This is a genomic window from Pseudomonas sp. FH1 (genome assembly GCF_000510895.2).
Taxonomy (GTDB): Bacteria; Pseudomonadota; Gammaproteobacteria; order Pseudomonadales; family Pseudomonadaceae; genus Aquipseudomonas; species Aquipseudomonas azotoformans_A.
In genome coordinates this window covers 17,398-39,523 of the sequence record NZ_AOHM01000068.1, presented here as the reverse complement: position 1 = coordinate 39,523, position 22,126 = coordinate 17,398, and the positions used below count along the sequence as shown (strand labels likewise).

25 protein-coding genes and 1 pseudogene are annotated in these 22,126 nt (G+C 63.1%); 4 read left to right on the top strand and 22 right to left on the bottom strand.

Annotated features, from left to right (window positions below; translation table 11 throughout):
* Positions 1–155 precede the first annotated feature (155 nt).
* Complete coding sequence (locus H096_RS21450) at positions 156–3,626, top strand: hypothetical protein (RefSeq protein WP_033901355.1); 3,471 nt, start codon at positions 156–158, stop codon at positions 3,624–3,626.
* A gap of 54 nt (positions 3,627–3,680) precedes the next feature.
* Here H096_RS21450 and H096_RS21445 read toward each other — a convergent pair whose 3' ends face one another.
* The 14 genes and pseudogenes from H096_RS21445 to H096_RS21380 all read right to left on the bottom strand — a co-directional run bounded on the left by H096_RS21445 (position 3,681) and on the right by H096_RS21380 (position 12,974).
* The gene (locus H096_RS21445) at positions 3,681–4,088 is read right to left on the bottom strand and encodes a hypothetical protein (protein WP_033901354.1); all 408 of its coding nucleotides are present in this window, start codon (positions 4,086–4,088) and stop codon (positions 3,681–3,683) included.
* A gap of 74 nt (positions 4,089–4,162) precedes the next feature.
* Complete coding sequence (locus H096_RS21440; RefSeq protein WP_033901353.1) at positions 4,163–5,209, bottom strand: EscU/YscU/HrcU family type III secretion system export apparatus switch protein; 1,047 nt, start codon at positions 5,207–5,209, stop codon at positions 4,163–4,165.
* Between the two features lie 3 nt (positions 5,210–5,212).
* On the bottom strand, positions 5,213–6,025 hold the full coding sequence (sctT, locus tag H096_RS21435) for a type III secretion system export apparatus subunit SctT (protein WP_016978389.1): 813 nt from the start codon (positions 6,023–6,025) through the stop codon (positions 5,213–5,215).
* Between the two features lie 6 nt (positions 6,026–6,031).
* Positions 6,032–6,301, bottom strand: coding sequence for a flagellar biosynthetic protein FliQ (locus tag H096_RS21430; protein ID WP_016969171.1), 270 nt, complete (start codon positions 6,299–6,301; stop codon positions 6,032–6,034).
* A gap of 10 nt (positions 6,302–6,311) precedes the next feature.
* On the bottom strand, positions 6,312–6,965 hold the full coding sequence (gene sctR / locus H096_RS21425) for a type III secretion system export apparatus subunit SctR (RefSeq protein WP_017137580.1): 654 nt from the start codon (positions 6,963–6,965) through the stop codon (positions 6,312–6,314).
* A complete protein-coding gene (sctQ, locus tag H096_RS21420) occupies positions 6,962–7,963 on the bottom strand; it encodes a type III secretion system cytoplasmic ring protein SctQ (protein WP_033901352.1) in 1,002 nt (333 codons plus the stop codon). Before sctQ ends, sctR begins: the two co-directional genes overlap by 4 nt.
* The gene (locus H096_RS21415; RefSeq protein ID WP_016978393.1) at positions 7,960–8,406 is read right to left on the bottom strand and encodes a hypothetical protein; all 447 of its coding nucleotides are present in this window, start codon (positions 8,404–8,406) and stop codon (positions 7,960–7,962) included. Before H096_RS21415 ends, sctQ begins: the two co-directional genes overlap by 4 nt.
* 16 nt (positions 8,407–8,422) lie before the next feature.
* On the bottom strand, positions 8,423–9,745 hold the full coding sequence (locus H096_RS21410) for a FliI/YscN family ATPase (RefSeq protein ID WP_033901351.1): 1,323 nt from the start codon (positions 9,743–9,745) through the stop codon (positions 8,423–8,425).
* Positions 9,742–10,326, bottom strand: a complete 585-nt coding sequence (locus tag H096_RS21405) for a FliH/SctL family protein (RefSeq protein WP_033901350.1) — start codon at positions 10,324–10,326, stop codon at positions 9,742–9,744. Before H096_RS21405 ends, H096_RS21410 begins: the two co-directional genes overlap by 4 nt.
* Entirely contained in the window at positions 10,323–10,937 is a 615-nt protein-coding gene (locus tag H096_RS21400) for a hypothetical protein (protein WP_033901349.1), read from the bottom strand. Before H096_RS21400 ends, H096_RS21405 begins: the two co-directional genes overlap by 4 nt.
* Positions 10,934–11,716: pseudogene (gene sctJ / locus H096_RS21395) on the bottom strand (type III secretion inner membrane ring lipoprotein SctJ). Before sctJ ends, H096_RS21400 begins: the two are co-directional and overlap by 4 nt.
* A 4-nt stretch (positions 11,717–11,720) precedes the next feature.
* The gene (locus H096_RS21390) at positions 11,721–12,155 is read right to left on the bottom strand and encodes a hypothetical protein (RefSeq protein WP_016978397.1); all 435 of its coding nucleotides are present in this window, start codon (positions 12,153–12,155) and stop codon (positions 11,721–11,723) included.
* Positions 12,156–12,164: 9 nt separating this feature from the next.
* Positions 12,165–12,398, bottom strand: coding sequence for a hypothetical protein (locus H096_RS21385; RefSeq protein WP_028616832.1), 234 nt, complete (start codon positions 12,396–12,398; stop codon positions 12,165–12,167).
* Positions 12,399–12,410: 12 nt separating this feature from the next.
* Positions 12,411–12,974 carry a hypothetical protein gene (locus tag H096_RS21380; RefSeq protein WP_025999889.1) on the bottom strand — a complete coding sequence of 188 codons (564 nt, stop codon included), beginning with the start codon at positions 12,972–12,974 and terminating at the stop codon, positions 12,411–12,413.
* Positions 12,975–13,022: 48 nt separating this feature from the next.
* On the opposite strand from H096_RS21380, the gene H096_RS21375 reads away from it, so the two are divergent.
* On the top strand, positions 13,023–13,787 hold the full coding sequence (locus H096_RS21375) for a tetratricopeptide repeat protein (RefSeq protein WP_033901348.1): 765 nt from the start codon (positions 13,023–13,025) through the stop codon (positions 13,785–13,787).
* 5 nt (positions 13,788–13,792) lie between these two features.
* Here H096_RS21375 and H096_RS21370 read toward each other — a convergent pair whose 3' ends face one another.
* The 7 genes from H096_RS21370 to H096_RS34270 form a co-directional block, all read right to left on the bottom strand.
* Positions 13,793–14,173: a hypothetical protein gene (locus tag H096_RS21370; protein ID WP_033901347.1), complete on the bottom strand. Its 381-nt coding sequence runs from the start codon at positions 14,171–14,173 to the stop codon at positions 13,793–13,795.
* 14 nt (positions 14,174–14,187) lie between these two features.
* Positions 14,188–15,468: a type II and III secretion system protein family protein gene (locus H096_RS21365; RefSeq protein WP_033901346.1), complete on the bottom strand. Its 1,281-nt coding sequence runs from the start codon at positions 15,466–15,468 to the stop codon at positions 14,188–14,190.
* Positions 15,465–17,597 (bottom strand): type III secretion system export apparatus subunit SctV, encoded by a 2,133-nt coding sequence (gene sctV, locus H096_RS21360; RefSeq protein WP_033901345.1) that lies wholly within the window; start codon positions 17,595–17,597, stop codon positions 15,465–15,467. The genes H096_RS21365 and sctV overlap by 4 nt, the downstream gene beginning before the upstream one ends.
* Positions 17,594–17,932, bottom strand: coding sequence for a type III secretion protein (locus H096_RS21355; protein WP_191983019.1), 339 nt, complete (start codon positions 17,930–17,932; stop codon positions 17,594–17,596). The genes sctV and H096_RS21355 overlap by 4 nt, the downstream gene beginning before the upstream one ends.
* Positions 17,929–18,285 carry a hypothetical protein gene (locus H096_RS21350; protein WP_033901343.1) on the bottom strand — a complete coding sequence of 119 codons (357 nt, stop codon included), beginning with the start codon at positions 18,283–18,285 and terminating at the stop codon, positions 17,929–17,931. The genes H096_RS21355 and H096_RS21350 overlap by 4 nt, the downstream gene beginning before the upstream one ends.
* Before the next feature lie 26 nt (positions 18,286–18,311).
* A complete protein-coding gene (locus H096_RS21345; protein ID WP_033901342.1) occupies positions 18,312–19,199 on the bottom strand; it encodes an EscD/YscD/HrpQ family type III secretion system periplasmic domain-containing protein in 888 nt (295 codons plus the stop codon).
* An 85-nt stretch (positions 19,200–19,284) separates the two neighbouring features.
* Positions 19,285–19,446: a hypothetical protein gene (locus H096_RS34270; RefSeq protein WP_016969018.1), complete on the bottom strand. Its 162-nt coding sequence runs from the start codon at positions 19,444–19,446 to the stop codon at positions 19,285–19,287.
* Positions 19,447–20,038: 592 nt separating this feature from the next.
* Here H096_RS34270 and H096_RS21340 point away from each other — a divergent pair.
* Positions 20,039–20,509, top strand: a complete 471-nt coding sequence (locus H096_RS21340; protein WP_156717508.1) for a winged helix-turn-helix domain-containing protein — start codon at positions 20,039–20,041, stop codon at positions 20,507–20,509.
* Positions 20,510–20,624: 115 nt separating this feature from the next.
* Complete coding sequence (gene sodC / locus H096_RS21335; protein ID WP_016977469.1) at positions 20,625–21,146, top strand: superoxide dismutase family protein; 522 nt, start codon at positions 20,625–20,627, stop codon at positions 21,144–21,146.
* Here sodC and H096_RS21330 read toward each other — a convergent pair.
* Positions 21,143–22,003, bottom strand: a complete 861-nt coding sequence (locus H096_RS21330; RefSeq protein ID WP_033901341.1) for a Dyp-type peroxidase — start codon at positions 22,001–22,003, stop codon at positions 21,143–21,145. The two genes, sodC and H096_RS21330, sit on opposite strands and share 4 nt — an antisense overlap.
* Positions 22,004–22,126: the final 123 nt, after the last annotated feature.

The following is a 22,126-nucleotide window of genomic DNA, read 5'->3' as shown; positions in this document are numbered from 1 at the left end:
GCCCAGTTCACCACAACAACCCCGCTCACTACAGAGATGACAGGGGTATTTCACAGCTGTGAAAGCTTGTGCGATCTTGCCAAAAGCCGTCTTTTTACCCCCCGCCAACGCCTACTATCGAGTCCTCGTGCGCCCCCACTCACATGGACTGAAGAATGATCAACCGACCCGAGAAAGCCGCTTCGCCCCGCGTCAGTGAAACCCGTGCGCCGGAGCGCGTTTTTGATGCGGCGCTGAACAAGGCCAAGATCCTGGCGGCCACCGGGGCCAGCAATCAACAGCTCAAGCCGGACGACTACAAGGAAGTCACCGCCCTGCCCGCCAAGCTGGATATCGACACACTCAAGGTGGTGTCCGAAGACAAGGACGCCGGGGTGATCTATTTCGAGCAGGACGGCAACAAATTCAAGATCACCCGCGAAGGCGCGGACAAGGTCCAGGAAGGCTTCGACCTGCTCAAGGGCCTGCATTTCGGCCATGCCGTGGCGCCGGTCAACCAAGGTGGGCCGGATGAGGGCACGCCGCTCTACGACCTGCTGCACACCCTGGCCGAAACCCAGGGCACACCGGCCGGCAAGGCAATCCGTGAAGCCCTGGGCAACCCTGACCAGCAGCTGTTGCGCGAAGACGAGCCCACCGTGCGCCTGGCCAACATCAAGTCGGTGGGCGAAGCCAAGGACGGGGTCGTCAAGGTCGAGATGGAAAACGGCCAGACCCTGGTGATCGCCGAATCGCTCACGCCCGAGGCGTTTGCCAGCTACAACAACGCCGGCGTGACCAAAGAGGCCCTCAACGACGGCAAGGCCAAGGGCTTTGAGGAGGTCACCCGCCTGCCCGGCGACCTGGATTTCAGCCAGCTCAAAGTGGTGTCCGAAGACCCCAAGTCCGGGGTGATCCTGTTCGAACACCAGGGCAAGAAATACATGATCAGCCAGTCCGAGGCCGCCCTGCCGCAGCCCGGCGCGGACCTGAGCAACCCCAACCCCAACGCCGGCAGCAGCCTCTACACCTTCCTGCAGGCGGTGCACAAAAGCGAAGGCACCCCTGCGTTCGACTACATCAAGAATGCGCAGTCGTTGCCTGGCCAGGAACTGCTGCGCAAAGACGAAGCCAGCCTCAAGCTGGGTGACATCAGCAAGGTCGACGCGCCCATGGACGGCATCCTGGTGGTCAACGGCGCCGACGGCAAATTGCTGGTGGTGTCCAAGGACATTACCCCGGAAGCCTTCGCTGCCTACACCACCAAGGGCCAGAGCCTGGCCGGTATCGAAAAAGCCAAGGGCGACGGCTACAGCCTGGCCGGGCCGGATGCTTACCTGGCATCCACCGAAGACATCATGAGCGTCGGCGGCGCGGGCGATTACGGCCCTGGGTTGATCGCCTTCACCCAACACAAACCGGGTGGCGCCGAAGAGAAAATCATCGTCAGCGAAGAAACCAACCCGCAGATGTTCGAACAGATTTCCGGCTATCGCACCGACATCGCCCAGCAAACCACCGACGTCGACAAACTGCGCGCCGACAACGGCTTGCCGCCGCTCAAGGACGTGTCCGTCGACAACCTCGCCACCACTGAAAAAGACGAAAGCGGCAACCCGTTGAGCGTGCAGGACCTGTCGATGAAAACCCTGGTGGACAGCTACCGCGCCGGGGTCAAGGACGGCAGCATCGGCAAGGATGACCCGCGCGCCAAGTTCCTGCGCGCGGTGGAAGCCAAGAGCATGGCCGACAACGGCATGTCGATCATTCCCGAGCATGGTTTCGGCAACCAGGGCATCGCCACCACGCCCATCGACGTGACCTCGCGAGATGTGCGCGACAACATCTTCGACACCCAATCCATCGACAAGACCATCAGCGAACTGCTGGGCGACTCCACTATCCAGGCCGACATCAAGGCCAACCACGATGCGGCCCTGGGCAAAGTCGACGGCGGCCAGGCCAAGGTCGACGAGGTGCATCAGAAGCTGATCGACAGCACCTCCTCGGAGAATTTCACCCAATACATCAAGGCCCTGCAGGACGACGGCAAGACCGAGCTGGCCACCCAGGAAATCCAGACCGCCTACACCGCCCTGGCCGACATCGACCCGGCCAAGGCTGACAACTTCCTGCAAAACCTGCAGATTGACGGCTACACCGACGCCGTCGAAAAACTGATGGACGACCCAAGCAAGATCAGCGACGACAACACCGCCCTGGCCACCACCGACAACACCATGGCCATCCTTTCCATGCTCAAGGGCGGTGCCGATGGCCTGCCGCGCCAGGCGCTGGGGGTGTATTCCAAGTTCGTCGACCAGTTGCTCAAGGACAAAGGCGCCGCCGCCGACTTCGGCAAGGCGATGATTTCACTGGGTGACACCTGGCAGAAAAACGGCGTGATCAGCTTCAGCGACATCGAACACGCGGTGAGCAAGGAGATTATGCCGAGCCTCAGCGAAGAGAACCGCAGTTCATTCGTGAAGAACCTGACCTTCCTCAAGGACAACGGCGTGCTCGGCTCGGTGGGCGGCGCCATCGGCATGGGCCGGATCGTCTACCAACTGGCGGGGCAAGGCGGCAAATTGGCCGACACGCCGATGAAACGCCTGGGGATCGCCAACGACTTCCTCGGTTTCCTCGGCACCGGCTCCCACTTCGCCACCCTGGGCCTGAAGGTCTACGACAAGCTGCGCGGCACCAACGCCTACAAACTGATGGGCTTCGACCGCTCGCTGCCCGACCTGTGGGCCAAGCCCGGCGAGGGTTACCACGCCCTGCCCAAGGACGCCGAAGCGGTGCAGAAGAAGTACTTCGACATCGTCGACCAGGCCATGGACGACGGCAAGGACGTGGGCAAAGTGCTCAACAGCGGCGGCTGGAGCGATGAGGGCGCGAAGAAGGTCCAGGAAGGCATCGAAAAAGGCATCGCCAGCCGTGGCGGCGTGGCCGGTGCGGGCTTTGGCGCCAAGTTCGCCAGCAGTGCGATCAAGGTGATTGGCATGGCCACCGACGTCGCCGGCGGCGTGATCAGTGTGGTGCAGGCGGCCTTCACCCTGCGGGATGGCGTGCGCGAAAAAGATCCGGTGAAAATCGCCTCGGGTTCATTGTCGATGGCCGGTGGCGTGAGCAGCCTGGTCGCGGCAGGCGGCGGTGTGCTTACCACCCTCGGCGTTACCGGGCGCATCATTCCGTTCCTCGGGCCGGTGGGCTTCCTGATTTCCGGCGCATTGTCGTTTGTCGGCGCCATCCTCAGCACCGTGCAGTCGCACAAGTTGCACAAGATTTCGATGCAGAACTGGGACCAGATCCAGGACTTCAAGCAGGATGGGCTGCTCAAGCCGAACGGCGATGAGGCTTATGTGTGGCTGCAGACTTACCTGTCCGACTGGAGCCAGCGCGATGCTCCACAGGACCAGAGCATCTTTGACTTTCGCAAGGAAGAATGGGATGCGCGCTCGAGTATCCGTGGCGGCGATCATCGGCGCGATCACCCGGATTACATTGGCGACGGCAACAACCGCAATTCGGAAGACTACAAGTACTCGCTGAAACCGTCGGAGTGGACCAACGACAACCACGACATCATCTGGCGAGTCGGCGACGGGTATGGCGGCGAATACCACGATGTAGACAAGCCCTGACCGGCACCCTCACGCTGGCTGCACACTTTAGGGCGCGCAGCCAATGGCGTAAGGTCAGTAATAAATCTGAGCGGAGACCTGCGCATTCCCGTACTGAATGCAATTGCACGGTTTGGACGACAATGCGCCAGCAGCCATCCCGGGATTCCAGGGCCCGATGATGCCGTCCCTCTTGCCATTGTCATCCACCGAGTCGAGGGAATTAAGCACCCGATCACGCTTGAGGACTTCCTGGGCCAGCTGGGTCTCTTTGTCCTTTTGTGCATCCCCGGTCAGCGGGCGTCCAGCCACCTCACGGATCTTGTCGGCGGTTGCATTCCCGGTTTTCGGGTCCTTGAAGGCTTGAAAGTTATTCCCAAACTCTTTTGCCAGTTGTGAATCCGACATCTGGGAGAAGCCATTGTCGTTGGGCCGAGTGTACGCGCCGGATGTTTGCTGCACAGATATGCTGACGATTGCCATGATTGAGGTGTCCTGGACTGTTCTGCAAAACTCTGTGGCGGGCGTGTTCCTTCCAGTTCCAGCGCCTGAACACACTAAATCAACCGAGCCGCGACCAACCAATCCGCCACCGCCTGGAACGATGCATCCGGCACCGGATCACCCGGCACGGTCTTGCGCGCAATCTCCGCCGCCAGCCCTTTGTCCGGCGCATGGGGAATGCCCAGGTCATACGCTTCCTGCAACATCAGCAGCGCCTCCTCCGGCGAGGCCCGGCACACAATCACCGGCACCGGCGTTTCCCCGCGCACATAACGCACACCAATCACCCAGCCGTCGGTGGTGCCGATCATCATCGACGCGCGGTTCAAACCCAGCTTGGTGGCCAAGGCCTGCATCTCGTTGCGCTGGCGCCGGCGTTCGCTCTTGATCAACGGGTCGCCGTCGATGTCCTTGCGTTCACGCTTGGTCTCGCTACGGGTCATCTTCATGTCGCGGCCGAACAGCCAGCGCTGCATCATCACGTCCACCCCGCCCACCAGGATGAACGCGCAGAGCACGGTGAATACCAGCGGCTTGAGCACCAGGAAAAACGTCGACTCCATGCACTCGGCACCGCAACGCGACGATTCCATCAAGGCCTGCAACGCATGCTTGCCGACCACGTAGAACGCGATCGCCAATACATGCACCTTGATCAGGCCCTTGATGAACTCCACCAGGTTGCGCAGGGCAAAGATCTTTTTCATGCCCTCCGCCGGGTTGATGCGCTTGAACTCGGGCTTGATCGGGTCCACTGAGAACACAAAGCCGCGCATGGTGATGATGTTGGTCAGGATCACCACGCCGGTGGTCACCGCCATCACCGGCAAGGTGATGCCGATCACCAGTTGCTCGGCATGGTCGAGTACCCGTGGCCACACCGTGGCGAACGGCTCGATGTAGATCTGTGCGGTGAGGTCGATCAGCGCCGTGACCTGGGCCTTGGCCCGGGGCGCGAGGATCGAGATGCACAGCGTGCAGAACAGGATGACCATGCCCGACACCAGGTCCTGGCTCTTGGCGACCTGGCCTTTCTTGCGCGCGTCCTGGAGCTTCTTGTCCGTGGCCGGCTGGGATTTCTCTTCGCTGGTATCGGCCATGGGCTACTCCATGCCAGCCAGGGTCTTGAGCAGTTCGACGGTGCCGCGAAACTCCGCCAACTGATCAAGCATCATCGGGATCAGGAAGCCGATGTAGATCACCATCAGGATCGTGAAAAACAGGTTCTTCACCGGCAACGACAGGTCGAAGATGTGCAGGTTCGGCGCCATGCGTGACAGGTAGGCGAGCATCAGGTCTGTCACCAACAGCGCGATCAATAACGGCGAGACCATCAGCACGCCGACGCGCATGATCTGATCAAGGATCGACAACACCGCCAGCAATGCCGAGCTGGCGAATACCGGAGTAAACGAGGTGACCGGCCAGAGTTGGTAGCTGTGGTAATACCCGTCGACCATCAGGATGAACCCGCCGGACATGAAGAACAGCGTGATCAGCATCACCGTCAGCAACGTCGCCATCACGCTGGATTCCCCGGACGACAACGGGTCCACCAGTTGCGCCATGGTCGAGCCGCGTTGCAGGTCGATCAACTCCCCCGCCACTTCAGCGGCCCAGAACGGAATGCCGAACAGCAGGCCAATCAAGATACCGATGAGGAACTCCTTGATCAGCAACCCGGCGATAAACACGCTGCCGTGTTCGGGCATCGAGGTCAGCGCTTCGAACACCGGGAAAAACATCGGGATGGAAATGGCCACGGCCACGCAGCCGCGAATCATGCCGGTGAGGCCGAGGCGGTTGAACGCCGGGGTGATCACCACCACGCCCATGGCGCGGCAGGCGGCGAGCGAGGCGGAACTGATCACCGGGTAGGCGACCTCCAGGAACTGCGCGGTCAGGCTGGCATCCATGGGCGGTCAGCGCGTCCACATCGGGAAGTTGTCCAGCACCTGGCCACCGAGTTCCGCTACTTGCCCGGCGAGGACCGGGCCCAGGAACACGATGGTCAGCAACACCGCCACCAGCTTCACCACCTGCGGCAGGGTCTGATCCTGGATCTGCGTCAACGCCTGGAACAGGCCCACGCTCAACCCCACGATAATTGCCACGCCCAGCGCTGGCGCGGAGAGCATCAGCACGGTCATCAGTGCCTGTTTCATCAATGACAGGAATACGTCCTGGCCCATGGGTCGTGCCTCAGCCGTAACTCAGAATCAAACCGTGCATCAAGCGCGACCAGCCGCTCAGGGACACGAATAAAAAGATCTTCAGCGGAATGGAGATCAGGTTCGGCGAGACCATCGACATGCCCATGGCCATCAGCACGTTGGACACCAGCAAGTCCACCACCAGGAACGGGATGTACAACAGGAAGCCGATCTCGAAAGCGCGGGTCAGTTCCGAGCTGACGAACGCCGGAATCAACACCACCAGGTCATCATCGCGCAGGTCGGCACGGGCCTCCGGCGACCAGATAGTCTCGGTGGCCTGCACGAAAAAGCCGCGCTCGGATTCATTCGCGAAACGCTTGAGGTGCGCCTGCAGCGGCGGGCGCAACGCGTCGCCTAAATCCTTGAGTTGCTCGACATGCTCGATGTTGAGGTCGCGCCCCTCCACTTGCCGGTACATGTCGCCAATCAACGGCGTGGTCACGTACACCGACAGGATCAATGCGATGCCGTACAGCACCAGGTTCGGCGGCGTCTGCTGCACGCCCAGGGCGTTGCGGATCAGGAACAGCACCACCGAGATCTTCATGAACCCGGTGAGCGTCACCACCGCCAACGGGATCAGCCCGATCGTCGCAACGACCAGGATGATCTCGATCAGGTTCGGCTGATAACCGGTCATGGGGTGGCGAAACTCAGCAGGCGCACGCCCAGGCCGTCACCGATTTTCACCAGTTGGCCCTGGCCGACGCGACGGCCGTTGACCATCAGGTCGACGCTGTCCACGCCCGGCGTGTTGAGCTGCAACAGGCTGCCCGCGCCCAGTTCGCGCAATTGCGCCAGGGTCAGCTCCAGCGTGCCGACTTGGCACACCAGTTTCAACGGCAACTCATCCAGCGCCGCGGCGGCATCAACATCAGTCATGGGGTTCTCCGGTTCCACAAAAGGGTCTTTCAAGGCTTCCTGCAGGCGCAGGACTTCACCTTGGTATTGGCAGCGCGCCTGCAGGCGGCCGGCGAGGTCGAGCAGCAGGCCGGGGCCTTGGTCCAGCATCAGCACATCGCCGGGGCGCAGGCTGCGCAGTTCGCCGAGGCTCAGCCACTGCCGCCCCGCCACCACCGTGAGAGTCTGGTGCAGGGCCAGCAATGGCTCGGGTTCGGGCTGGGCGTAGTGCGCGAGCAACTGCGCCACCAGCATGGCGGCGCTTTCGCTCAGGTCCAATTGGGCGCTCATAGGCGGCTGGTTGGCGAACGTCAGTTCCAGCGCCACGTGCACGGCAAACGGGTCTTGGCCTTCGCTCACATCAAGCAACTGCACGGGGTGGCCGAGCAGCGGCTCCAGGGTCTCGATCAGGTCGAGCAGTGCCAGTTCCAGCAACAGCGAACGCGCCAGCGCGGGCAACGGTTGCACGTCGAATGACAGCGCCAGCGGCAGCAACAACTGCTCCATCGCTGCGGCGGACAAACGCAGGCGCGCGGGTGCGCGGCCGAGTAACAGCAGCACGTCACGCGGCGCGGCGAGGGCTTGCGGTTCGGTGGCCCACCGCACACGCAGGTCCTGCCCGGCGAGGCGGCCTTGCCAAGGGCGACAGCGGCGATGCAATAGGTTATGCAGGGCCAGCAACGCTGGATCGTAGTGGGTCAGCCACGGCGACAACGGGTCGGCAAGGGCTGCGATCATGTGCCGACGCCTTCGTCACGCAGCTCGCCCACGCGGCGCTCATCGCTCTCACGGCCTTCCAGCAGGCTTTGCCAGGCGTCGGATTGACGCTGGCGGCTCAGGCGCTCTTGGCGGAACAGGTCGCGCTCGCGCTCCTGGCTTTCGAGCGTGGTGGACACGTGAGTCACGTCGTTTTCCAGTTGCTGCTGGTCATCCGACAGCCCGCGCAACCGATCCTGGGCCGCCTGCCAGCTGGCCACCGACAGGCCTTCGGTGAGCGAGGCATACACCTGCCGCGCTTCCTCGGCGATGGCTTCACGGTGCAGGCGCAGTTGCTCCTTGGCGTCGGTGAGCACGCCGTGAGTCTGTTCGCAGCGTTGTTGCTGGGCGGCCAGTTGGCTGGCGGCACGTTGTTCACGCAAGACCCGCAGGGTTTGCAGGGTGCGCAGTTGCTCGGTTTTCATTGGGTTTGCTCCTTGTTCATGCCAACACCCGGCGCATATGGGCCAGGGTCTGTTCCAGGTTGCTCGGCTCGCCTGCGTTCTGGCGCAGGAAGGCTTCGATGGCGGCGTGGCGGTTGATTGCTTCGTCGGCCAGGGGGTCGCTGCCAGCGGAGTATTCGCCGACGCGGATCAGCATTTCGATCTCGCCATACCGCGCCATCAACTCGCGGATGCGCATCGCCAGGCGCTTGTGTTCTTCACCGGCGACCTGCTCCATCAAACGGCTGCGGCTGCGCAACACATCCACCGCCGGAAAGTAGTTGCGCTGGGCCAGTTCGGCGCTGAGGGCGATGTGCCCGTCGAGGATCGAACGGGCTTCCTCGGCCACCGGATCGCTGGCGGCATCACCCTCGGTAAGCACGGTGTACAACGCGGTGATGCTGCCGGTGGGACCGGGGCCGGCGCGTTCCAGCAGGCGCGGCAAGGCCGAGAAAAACGATGGCGGATAACCACGCCGTGTCGGCGGTTCGCCCACGGCCAGGCCGATTTCGCGCTGGGCACGGGCGAAGCGGGTCAGGCTGTCCATCAACAGCAACACGTTGCGGCCCTGGTCGCGGTGGTATTCGGCCAGGGTGGTGGCAACAAACGCCGCGCGCACCCGCTCGGCCGCCGGGCGGTCCGAGGTGGCGACCACCGCCACGGTGCGCGCACGGGCCTGGGCGTCGAGCTGCACGTCGAGCAGTTCGCGCACTTCCCTGCCCCGCTCGCCGATCAGGCCGATCACGATCACATCGGCTTCGCTGTTGCGAATGATGCTGGCCAACAGCGAAGACTTACCCACGCCGGGCTCACCAAAGATACCCATGCGTTGGCCCTGGGCAAGGGTCAGCAGGCCGTCGATGGAACGAATGCCCAGGGCCATGGAACGCACGATCAACTGCCGCGAAAACGGTGCCGGGGGTTCGGCGTGCAGCGGGTAATGCTGCAGGGCCACGGTCGGCGGGAGGCCGTCGCCGTCGAGAAAATCGCCCATGGGGCTGATCACCCTCCCCAGTTGCGCATCACCCACGGCGACACCCAGGGTCTCGCCAGTGGCGGTGATTTGGGTGCGGGTGGACAGCCCTTCCATGGAGCCAATGGGTGACAGGATCGCCTCGTCACCGTCAAAGCCAATCACCTCGGCGCTAAGGCTGCGGGCGCTGCCGGGATCACGCAGTTGGCACAGTTCACCGATGCTCGCGCCGGCCACACTGGCCCGCAGCAATACACCACGAATGCTCAACACCGTACCGTGCATGGGGCGCAAGCGTGCTTGCGCCAAGCGCCCGGACAGGCGTGGCAGCAGCTGTTCCAGGTTCATACCACGCCCTCTTCGGCGAACGGCAACAGGCTGCGCCGCAGGTTTTGCAATTGGGCTTCGAGGCCCAGTTCAACTGATCCGGCCGGGCTGTTCAGGCGCGCCTGGCCGGCGTGCAACTGTTCGTCTGCATCCACGGCAATCTCCAGCCCTTCCAGCTTGAGGCGTTGCCGCAACGCATCGACCTCCGCAGGCGGCACCCACAAGGTCAACGCCTGGTCCTGGCGAAACGCGCTCAAGGCCTGGCGGGTACTGCGCACTACACGGTCGGCGTTGTCCAACTCGCCCAGCACTTCACGCACGATGCCCAGGGCCAGGTCGGCCAAAGACGCTTCCAGGCTGCTCAAGTAGTGCTGCACCTGGGACTGGGTGTGCAGCAGCAATTGCGCGACCTGTTCAGCCCCCGCTTGCCGGGCGCTTTCGAAGCCTTCGGCGCGGGCGCTGCTCAGCCATTGTTCGCTGTCGGCCTTGATCTGTTCAGCCTGTTGTTTGGCCGCTTGCAGGAAGGCAAAGCCGTCGCTCCATAACGCGGCGTCTTCGGCGCGCAGGATGCGGGCGGTGGGACGGCTCGGCAATTCGCTCATGGCGTCATCTCCTCGGCCAGCAGGCACGCGGCGGCGGCCTGGACAATTTCCAGGTCACGGGGCACTCGGGCGCTGAGGCCCTGGGGGAAGGCGAAGCGCAAACGCAACCAGCCCTGCCAATCGGCATGCTGGGCGTGCAGCCAGGCGGCGACACAGCCTTGGCCGTCGCGGTCGATGGCCTCGATCAATTCGCCGGGATCGCGCAGTAAATCCGCTGCGCCGCCGAGTTGGCGCAAGGCCAGGGCTGAAACGAAGACTTCAGCACCCAGGCCTTCGCGCAGCTCATTGACCACCTCGCGGCGGATCTCCCGGCTCAGGGTCGCGGCATGCCAGATCGCCCCGCACAGCCTCGGCAAGCGGGCGAACTGCGCGGGTGACAGCAGCAATACCGACAAGTCTGCCGCCAACGGCGTGACCAACTGGTCCATGGGCGCCAGTTGATAATGGCTGACCAGCAACTGCTCCAGGCGCTGGCGAAAACGCGGCTGGCCGTGCATCGCCTGCAGCACGGCGTCGGGCAATTCATCGGCAAAACACGCGCCCAGGCTAGGCCCGCGTACAAACTGCAGCGGCTCGGCGATCAGCCCCTGCCAGCGTTCGAACAGACTCATTCACCCTCCTTGAGCACATACAGCGCCTGGGACTGGCGACGCGTCCATTGCTGACGGGCCAGCACTCCCACGGCGCCGAGGGCGATCAACAGAAGCGCACCAAACATCAGCCGCGCCTGGGGCAGATTGTCTTCCAGCAGCCAAAGGCCCATGAAGCGGGCCAGGCGCGGCTGTGCCGGGTTATTGCTGATGGCCACAGCGGCCTTGATTGCCGTCACCGAAACGCCGTCGTAACTCAGGCCGGAAATACCGTTGGCCACCAGGGTCTTGATCTACGGGATCAGCGTATTGATGTCGGTGCCTGGGTCGTAACGCACCAATACCGAGGCTGAAGACGGAGAAATCACGCGCTTGAGCAAGTCGTTGTCCGGCAGCACCACGTGCACGCGGGCGGCGACGATGCCGTCGATCTGCGACACCGAGTGCGACAGTTCTTCGCTCAGCGCATAGATCATCTGCGCCCGCTCCTGCACCGGCGACGACACCAGGCCGTTGCCCTTGAACACCTCGCCCATGTTGGAAAAGCTCTGTTGCGGCAGGCCGGCGTTGTCGAGCAGGGTCATGGCTTCGGCAAAGCGTGACTCATCGACCACTACCTTGAGCTGGCCGTTGTCCTGGGCCTTGCGTTCCGCCGGGATGCCACCGCGCAGCAGTACCGCGACCATGGCGTTGGCATCGCGCTCGCTGAGGTTGGTGTAGAGGTCGGTGTTGCAGGCTTGCAACAGGCTGGCGAGCAGGCCGATCAGCAGCAGGCGCAAGGCGCGGTTGGGGCTTGGCATGGCGTTATTGGCCCTTGAGCAGTGTGTTGGCGGAACCGGAAATCTGCGTCGCACCGCGCACCACCATCTGGGTTTCGATGGAGTAGTCGAACATCTTGCCCAGGGAGTGGACGATCTGGTCGACCTGTTGCTCACCGACCTTTTTCCCCGGCTCGCCTTGAGGTGAAGCGCTGGCGGTGCGGATCTCTGCCGAAGCCGGTGGCGGCGCCGACGGGTTGTTGGTGAGCAGGTCGGCGCGCTCGGAAAACGCCCGCGTGCGGTCGATGAAACTGTTCATGCGCTCCATCAGGCCCGAGCCGATCTGGTGCGGGCTGGCGCCTTCGGGCATGCCCTTGGCGGTGTTGGCCATGTGCTCGAACAGGTTCTGCGAGGCCCCGGCGGGCCCCGCGCCGGCGGACGGCGGCAGCGCCGAAGCGCCGGCGGCGAGACTGATAGTCATAGGGGCTTCCTACTCTTCGTCGTCATCGGACATGGCGTCGTTCAGCAGTTCCTGCATCTTCGGCATGATGATGAACTGACCGCCGATGGTGACCGCCTGGGTGATCAACGCATCGGTGAACTCGGGGTCATCGGCTTCGTTGGGTTTGTCGGCGGCCTTGGCGTTATCCACCGCGGCATTGAACTTGGCTTCAGGGCTGGCGCCACCAGGGGCGAGATTGCTGTCTACGGCCGTTACGGACATGGTACTGCTCCTTTACTGGGTTGGGGTTTCGGTACTGACTTGCGCGCCACGGAACACCCGCACCCCGCGCTCGCGCGCCACCGGGGCGGCCACGACCTTGGGTTGCAGGTGATCCACATGCTGCTGCACCAGCGCCAGGTACGGCGGTGGTCCGGACACGAACACTTCATCGCCCTCGGGGCCGTTGCGCATGGACAGTTGCTGGCCGAACACATCGAGGTTGCTGAGGTAGGCCTGCAACTGGTCGAGGTCCAGGGCGTTGGCCTTGAAAAGCTTGGTGCTGATTTCATCGCTGGCATTGAGGTACAGCAGGTTGCCGTCGAAGTACCAGGTGAGGCCGTTGGTGCTGCACAGGGTCTGCAGGAACTCACCGGCGGTGGCGCCGCGAATCGTGCTGCGGGCCTTGCCGCGCACCTTGTCGGAGAGCACCAGGGGCACGTCGAGGTTGTGGCCGAATTCTTCCAGGGCGCTGCGCACATCCTGGTCCACCAGCACGTAGGCATAGGGCTGGGAGAACCACGCCGGTTCTTCGGCGGCATTGGCAAAACGGCTGCCGAACAGGCATAGGACGGCCAGCAAAAATATGCTTACATGGCGTCCGCCTTCGCCAGACGAGTTGTGACGATGTCCAAGAATTTTCTGCTCGCCAGTACCCTGTTGCTGGCGGCCTGCTCCAGCAAGCCCGCGACCGATTCCGACAAGTCGTTGCAACTGGCCAATGACCTGAGCAAGCGCGGCGACTACGCCAGTGCGGCCGCGCTGTACGAGCGTGCGGCGCAGCAACCCGGTGCCGGCATCGAGTTGTGGCTCAAGCTCGGCCAGGCCAAGCTCGACGCCAAGGATGCGCTGGGCGCCGAGCGGGCTTTCCAGCAAGCCCTGGGGTTCGATGCGCACAATGCCGACGCCCTGCTCGGCCTGGGCACCGCGCAATTGCAGTTGGGCAAAACCCAGCGTGCCGTCACTGCCCTGGGCCAGGCGGCGGAGATTGGCGGGTTGCCAGTGGCCTACACCCGCCTGGGTGTGGCGCAGATCCTCAATGGCCAGGCCGCTGCGGCGCAAACCGCGTTCGCCAAGAGCCTGAGCCTCAAGCCCGACGACCTCGACAACCGCTGCAACCTGGCCCTGGCGTATGCGTTGGGTGGGCAGTCGCAGCTGGCGGTGGAGACCATCGCACCGGTCGCGCAGTCGCCCCGCGCCTTGCCCCGGCATCAGCGTAATGAGTTGTTGGTGATGGTGTTGGCGGGGTATGAGCAGCGGGTGACGGGGTTGCCGCTGGATGACATTCCAGCTGCCGAACGTGCACGGTTGGTGACGGAAGCCAAGCGCATCAAAGCCATCAGTGACCCGGTGGCGCAGGCTCGGGAGTTGGGGTTGGTAGACCCGCGATAAGCGGTTCATTGCTGGCCTCCCGCGGCGCCGGCCTTGGCTTCCTGCTGGTCCTTGCGCCGCTGCAATTGCTCGCGGTCGAAACCTTCGATGTACACCTGGGCCGCGCGGCCCACGGGCGCGGCCATCACCGGGCCGGTTGGGCGGCCTTGGGTCAGGTCTTGCTTGCGCTCGACCATTTGCATCAGGTTCAGGTTGTTCGCGCAGCCCAACGCCAGGGTCGGCTTGAAGTCTTCGCCCAGGCCGATGGTGTCCGTGGCCGGAGGCTGCTGACACTGGGTCGGCAGGCCATCCGCGCGGTATTCGGACGAGTAGTACGTCGGCGCCAGATGGGTCTGGCAACCCATTAGCGCCAGGGGCAACAGCATCAATACGCGTAAAGCAGTCATGGCAGTCCCCCTGATCAATTCATGTAGAAACCGAACGCCCCGCCGCTGCGCGGTCCGGTGGCCGCTGCGGTAGCCGGTTGTGCGTCGAGGGGCGTGGCGAGGGTGCGACCGCGCACCGGCTCCACCAGGTACGGGGTGATGAGGATCACCAGTTCGGTTTCATTGCGCTGGAAGCGCTTGGAGCGGAACAGGTTGCCGAGGATCGGCAGGTCGCCCAGCAGTGGCAGTTTCTCGATGTCCTGGCTGCTTTCACGCTGGAACAGCCCGGCGATGGCGAAGGTCTGCCCACTGCCGACCTCCACCCGCGTATCGGCGCGACGCACGCTGAAGGACGGCACGTGGAAGTTGCCGAAATCCACAGTGCCGCCGCTGACCACGCTGCTGACTTCGGGGCGCACTTGCAGGGCGATGCGGCCGTTGGGCAGCAGGGTCGGGTTGAACAACAACGACACGCCGAACGACTTGTATTCGATGCCCACCAGGTCACGATTGACTGGCACCGGGATCGCCACTTCGCCACCCGCAAGGAAACTCGCGGTCTGGCCGGTCATGGCGGTGATATTCGGTTCGGCTAGGATCTGCAACACGCCGTTGGCCTGCAACGCATCGAGCATGCCGTCGATATTCACGTTGCCTGAACCGGCACCTGCTGCTGCCAAGCCGCCTGCCGTGGCGGCGGCCAGTGGTCCGCCGGTGATCAGGCCGAAGGAGAAGGTGCCGTTGTTGAACATGGCGTTCCAGTTCACACCGTAGTGCAGCAGCTCGGAGCGCGACACCTCGGCAAAACGCACACGCAGGTTCACTTGGGCGGAGCCTGCGTATTCGGTGGTGTTGATCGCGCTCTGGAAACCTTGCCCCTGAGGGTTGAGCAAGGCATTCAGGTCGGTCGCTTCCGCCACCGAACCCAGGGTGCCCTTGGCGACCAGGCGGTTACCGGCGCCGCTGATCTGTGCGCCGTTGCCGGGGTGCAGTGCCTGCATCGGCGTGCTCACCGCCTGGCTGCCACTGCTCACGGCCAGGGTCAGGCTCGCCAGTTGTTTGCCGTCGCTGCCCAGGGCAATCAGGCTGGTGTTGCCCGGCGCCTTGCCGAAAATATAGATCGTGCCCGGCGACACCACTTGCAGGTCGGCCACATTCGGCTCGGCCACCAGTACTGAATCCACCGGCGCGACAAAATGCAGGATGCGCCCTTCACCGGAGGCCAGGGCAATCGAGCCCCCGGCGCCGGCCGCGATTTCCTGAGCCTGGCTCACACATGCAAAAACACTCAGCAACAGCACACAAAAACGCATCATGAGGCGGACGCCAGGGGGGTGACGGAAGCCGCGGCAGGCGCGCGGCGGTTGGAGATTTCGGTGAGGCTGATGGTCACCAACGCTTGCAGGTTGTACTCGGTGGCCAGCTCGCGGAACGACAGCACCGCCAGCTCCAGCTCACCGCGCAGCACCAGGCGGCGCAGGCTGCGACGCAGTTCCGGGTGCACCAGCAACACCGCACTGTTGACCTCGCGGGTGTTGTCACAGGCCTGGCGCAGTTGGGCGAGCAAGGCGCGGCTGACTTCTTCGGGAATCAGTTCGCGCTGCGGCTCCTGGCGGCGCAAGGAGGCACGCAGTTGATCTTCCAGGCCCGGCGCCAGTACCAGCGCACCGATCACGCGGTTGCGGTCGGCGTATTGATGGCTGATCTGCCGCGCCAGCGCGGCGCGCAAGTGTTCGGCCAGGCGCCCGGCGTCGGTTTCGCGGGCGCCCCACTCCACCATGGCTTCCAGCAAAGCGCGCTGGTTGCGGATCGACACGCCCTCGCCAACCAACAGGCGCAAGGTTTCGGCCACCCGTTGCAGCGGCACCAGGCGCAAGGCCTCCTTGACCAGTTCACCGTAGGTCGCCTCGGTGCGCTCCAGCAGCAGGCGGGTTTCCTGGATGCCGAGGAAGTCGGCGGCATAGCGACGCAGGCTACGTTCCAGCACGCCGCGCAATACTTCGTCGGGCAGCAGGAAGCCGATGCCGGCGTTGCGCAGGGTGTCTTCGTGCTGGCGTTCGACCCAGTGGGCACTGCGGCCATTGAGGGGGGAATCGGCCTGCACAGTGGCGATGTCCAGCAACTGCACATGCACCGGATCGTCCTGCACCAGCAGGCAGTTGATCGGCAATTCGCCTTCGCTCACCGGCACGCCTTCCAGGGACACGCGGAAACTGCCCGGCGTGGCCTTGGCCTCCATGTAGATGCCCGGCACCGGCATGTCCACGCCGAGTTCGGTACGCAGGTCATGGCACAGCGCTTCGACGCGCTGGCGCAGCAGTTGGCGCGGCGCGCTCTGGGACACACCGCTGCCGAGGGTCAGCAGCACACGGGTATCGGGCAGCAGGTTGTCATCCAGTTCGGCCTGCACTTCGACCACCGGTTCCGGCGTCTCGACCAGCACTTCCAGCTCAGGCTGCCGGTGATGGCGGCGATACATCATGAACGCCGCACCGCCAAACACCAGGGACAGCCCGAGGAACACCCAGGTCGGAAACCCCGGCAGCAGGCTCACGCCAATCATGATCAACGCGGTCAAGCCCAGCGCACGGTAACTGGCGCCCAGTTGCTTGATGATCTCGCTGCCCAGGTCCCCCGCTTCGCCGTCGCTGTTGACGCGAGTGACCACAGTGCCCGCCGCCACGGAAATCAGCAGCGCCGGAATCTGCGCGATCAGGCCGTCACCCACAGTCAGCAACGAGTAGGTGTGCACCGCGACGCCGAAGGGCATGTCGCGCTCGATCATGCCGATCAACATGCCGCCGAGCAGGTTGACCGCAAGGATCACCAGACCGGCGATGGCATCGCCTTTGACGAACTTCATGGCGCCATCCATCGCGCCGAACATCTGGCTTTCACGTTCCAGGCGCGAGCGACGGCGACGGGCTTCGGCCTGATCGATGTCGCCGTTGCGCAGGTCGTTGTCGATGCTCATCTGTTTGCCGGGCATCGCGTCCAGGGTGAAGCGCGCAGCCACTTCCGCCACACGCTCGGCCCCCTTGGTGATCACCACGAACTGCGCCACGGTAATGATCAGGAACACCACCATGCCCACCACCACTTGCCCGGCAATCACAAAGTCGCCGAAGGCCTTGACGATATGGCCGGCGTCGCCGTGCAGCAGAATCAAACGCGTGGTGGTGATCGACAGCGACAACCGAAACAATGTGCTCAACAGGATCAGCGGCGGCAGCGCGGAAAACTCCACCGAATGGCCGATGTAGAACGCCACGATCAGGATCAGGATGCTCAGGGCGATGTTAAGGCCGATCAGCGCATCCACCAGGTAGGTGGGCAGCGGGATGATCATCATCACGATCGCCATCAGCATAAACGCGACGATGATCACGTCGGTACGCTGCGCAGCGAGGCGCGCCAGGTTGTTCAGGCGGTTGAGTGCACTCATGCGCCAGCCCTGCGTGCGGCCAGGTAGCGTTTGAAGCATTGGCGCGCTTCGTCCTTGCGCTCGCCGTACCACAAGGCACGGGCGCGCAGCAGCAACAGGCTGGCAGATTCGCCTTCCATTGCCACCAGGCGGTCCAGGGCACTCAGGGCGCGGGCGGCGTCGCCGCTGTCGGTGAACGCCAGCACCAGCGAGCGCAGCAACACACCGTCGTGGGGTGCGACGCTGACGGCAATCAGCAACATCACCAGGGCGCGCTGGGACTGGCCATTGCGCCGATACAGTTCTCCAATGCCCTTGAGCAGTTGCACGGCGTCGTCGTTTTCGCGGGCCATCAGGTATGCACCTCCGAGCGTTGCTGTTCGAGGTTGCGGCGCATCTCGATCTCTTCGCCGATCAGCTCGACAGCCAGTGCCTTGATGTGTGGCTCGGCGTCCAGGCCGGGCAGGATGTGTTCCATCACATGCTCCAGCAGCTCCAGCGAACGCGCGCCGCCGAACAGCAACGAGTCGACGCCGGCAGCGGCGGTGAGTGCTTCGAGGTCACTGCGCAGGGAGCGGCGGGTCTGGGTCTTGCGGGTCTTGAGCACCGCTTCGAAGGCGGTGGCCTGGCGCGAGTTGACCGGGCGAACCGCTTCGACCGGCGCACTGCGCACATCACTGGGAATCAACGGGCGGGGTTCGACTTTCATCCCAGGGCCTTAGCTTAAAAGCATGGTCACAGCGTGAAGGTGAAGCGCTCCTCGCCACGGGCGAGGATCACTTGGTTGTTTTCGATGCGTTCCAGCACCCAGTTGTCCGCCAGGGCTGCGCCGGGGTACAGGCGCTTGCCGCTGTCGTTGATCACGTAGGGCTGGGCGCCAAACCATACGGCCTGGAAGCGCACGCGCGGCGCGGCGGCATCGGCGCGGGCCGTCACACGCGGGTTGAGCACGACCTGCTGGCCGTAGCGCTGGTCAAACGCCTGTTGCAAGGCCAGCCACTGTGGCTTTTGCGACTGTTCAAAGGTGCCGGTGGCGCTGAGCTGGCCGTTGCTGTCACTGATTTTCACGGTGTCCAAGCGGGCGGTTTGTAGCTGCTGCTCCAACCAGGCTTTGGCTTGCTCGCGGGACGGTTTTTTCAGTGGTGCAACCTCATCGACAGCGACCGGTGCGGGCAACAGTGGCGCTTCGCTACGAACCGCCAGCGCCCCTGCACAGATAAACAGCAGGACGGTCGCGACAATCCAGGGGGTGATTTTGCGTGGGGCGTCCGACGGTTTTTCAACGCCACCAGGCACAGCCAGGCTCACACCCGCCGTGCCGATCCGCAGTTGCAACGGCAATCGCGCGCGATGGCCGTTGCCGTGGGGAATACGCACATTGCCGGCGAGCAACACGTCACCGCCCAGCGCTTCGACCGCCACGTGGTCGCCTTCAAACCGCAGGCGCAGGTGCAGGCCGGCAATGCCGGGATCGGTGAGTACCAAGTCGGCCGCCAGGTCGGCGCCGAGGGTATAGACCGGCTGGTCGAGCACCAGGGAACTGCCCTGGTGCAAACCACCGGTCACGGTCAAGGTCGGTGCGCCAGTAGCGGCGACCGGCCCCAAGGAAATCAAGGCTGTCATGGTTGGGTTTGCCCCCTTGAGCATGTGCAACGGGGTCAAGCATCAGAGGGTAAACGGGCAGCGCCGGCGCCGCCCGTTTGGCGAATCAGTTCTGCGGACGCTGTTTGGTGGCGTCGAGCTCCGCTTTTTTCGCGGTGCTGATTTCGGTGATCTTGGCCGACTTCTCGATAGCCATGTTGAAGGTCGCTTCCATCTTCGCGATAGCGTCGTCGGCGCCGCCTGCTTTTACTGGTGGGACATCAGCCATGTTCATCTCCTTGCATCGATAGGGAAGTTATTCAGTTGCGCAACAGCAAGCTGAAAGTATGCAAACCGGTGAATGCCCAAAACGTCAGACAGTGAGCCTTCGAACTGCCGTCGGTTTGCATGGGTTCCATACTACTCACGATCAAAACGCCTTCGCTGTGAAAGCTTGTGAAACGTTCCACACAGGCACTGTGAAAGATTTGGCTCAACCTGGCGTTGAGAAAAATTCATCCATTTTCAGGTACGGAACTTTCAGAAAAAACCCAATACACGCTGAAGCCCCTGATTTACGGGGCCCTTACAACTGTGAGCACAACGGACGTGAGCAATAAGGCGCGATGCAAACGAGCTATGAAGCAAGGCTTGGCAATTATTTTCGCGACGACTTCACATTTCTCGCTAATAGCCTTTTGCCCAACTTTCCAGATATTTCCATTTGTAACAACAGCGACTTAATCATCGCGTTTGATAGCCCCTCCCGAGCAGCCTTATTGCTGGGAGAACAACTTTCCTCCGCGCCCGTTAGTGCAACTGCACTAATAACCAAAGGACTCGTTCACGGGCCGGCTATATATAAAACTTCCAGGTGATCTATGACCGACATGAATGATTCACCCACAACGCTCCTCGACAACGACGGTTGCGCTGAGATTCACTTCGGCCCTTATCGACTGCTCCCCAAGCGCCATCAACTGCTCAAGCACGGGCAACCCGTGAACCTGGGCAGCCGCGCGCTGACACTGCTGATCGCCCTCGCCTCGCGCCCCGGCGAACTGCTGAAGAAAACCGAACTGCTCGACATTGCCTGGCCGAAACTGGTGGTGGAGGAATGCAACCTGCGCACGCAGATCAAGACCCTGCGCCGCACCCTCGGTGACGATGAAGCGTTGTACATCGCCACGGCACCCGGCCTGGGCTACCGCTTCGTGGCGCCCACCTGGTTCGAGCGGGCGCCAAAACCGCGGGTGAAGGAGCCGGTGGTGCTGGGTGTGTATGGCTGCCGCCATTGTCGCGGCGCGGGGATGGTGCCGCTGTTTGCACAGATGGGTATGCAAAACAGTTGATGGCCCGAGGTTATTCCGTTGGAAAAATATGTTTTTTCCAACGGAATGTTTGGCGCAGCCCAATCGTTGTTATTCCTGAAACTGCCCAACACCCATAACCTTCAGGAACGCTTTTATGAATCGCTCTCTTCTGCTCGGCCTGCTCAGTGTCTTCGCGGTCGGCTCCGCCCAGGCGGCGTCGTTGCAAGTCCCGGTCAACCTGGTCAGTGCCGATGGCGCGCCACAGCCCGTCGGTAGCATCACCATCAGTGAATCGGCCTACGGCTTGATTTTCACCCCTGATCTCAAATCCTTGCCAATGGGCGTGCACGGCTTTCATATCCATGAAAACGGCAGCTGTGAAGCGGGTGTGAAAGACGGCGTGAAAGTCGCGGCACTGGCCGCCGGCGGACACTTCGACCCGGAAAAAACCGGCAAGCACCTGGGCCCTTACGCCGACGGCCACTTGGGTGACCTGCCGGCGCTGTACGTGAACATGGACGGCACCTCGAACAACCCGGTGCTCGCGCCCCGCTTGAAAAGCCTGGCGCAGATCAAGGGCCACGCGCTGATGATCCATGCCGGCGGCGACAACCATTCCGACATGCCCAAGCCATTGGGCGGTGGCGGTGAGCGACTGGTGTGCGGCGTGATTTAAGCCAGCGCGCTCAGGTCCAGGTGCCCATCCTTGATCGGCGGGCACCAGTAGTAACCGCCGGTCAACGGTGTGCTGATGCGGTACAGGCCATCGACAATCCCATCTTCCAGCCCGCTCATGCGGCGCAGTTGCGCTTCGAACGCGTCGAAGGAATGGCCGAACGCGAGAAACATCAACCCGGCCTGGCCGTTCTCGGCCCATGGCATCGAACGGCGCACTACGAAGGCTTCCGGGGTGAAGCTTTCTTGGGCGGTGCGTTTGGTGTGGGCGGACTCGGGGGCGTCGTCGAGTTCTTCGTTGTCACCATGGCGGCGACCGATGATGTGGTCGCGCTCTTGCGCAGGCAAGGCGGCGAAGCCGTCGAGGTCGTGCTGCCACTGCTGGATCGCGGCAAAGCTGGCGCCGCTGTCGGTCAGGGCCGCTTCAACCGCCGCGTCATCGTGGGGGTTTTCGGTGCCGTCTTCGTAGTCGGTGAGGTCAAAGCCGGTCTTGTAGCGGAAGCCTTCGGTCATCTGCACCAGGCGGAACGCCGGGGCCAGGGCCTTTTCGAAGGCGCGGCTGCGCAACAGCAATTCACCGCGATCCACGCCGTGCAGCCATACCCACAACGCCTGTTGGGTTGACGGGTTATGCGCGCCCGGCCCGCTGACCGTGGGGAATGTGCGCAAGCCTTCAATCCGGGCGCCCAAGGCATTCACCAGTGGTTCGCCAAAACCCACCACCGCCGCCGAATCGGTCAACTGCACCAGCGCGTCCAACGCAGCGGGCACCGCGGCCAGTGAGTCCACGGCAAAAAACAGATGGCGTGCCTGCAACGGCACCGGTGCGGCAAGAATGCCCGGCTGGTACTGACTCATGTGAACTCCTTCTGAAAAGCCGCGCAGTTTAACCGTCAGGCGCATGGCTGCGTACAAGAAAGCGCGCAAGCCTTGCCATAGAGCCTGTTGTTGGGTGACTCTCTAGTCATGTTTTGCAACTAT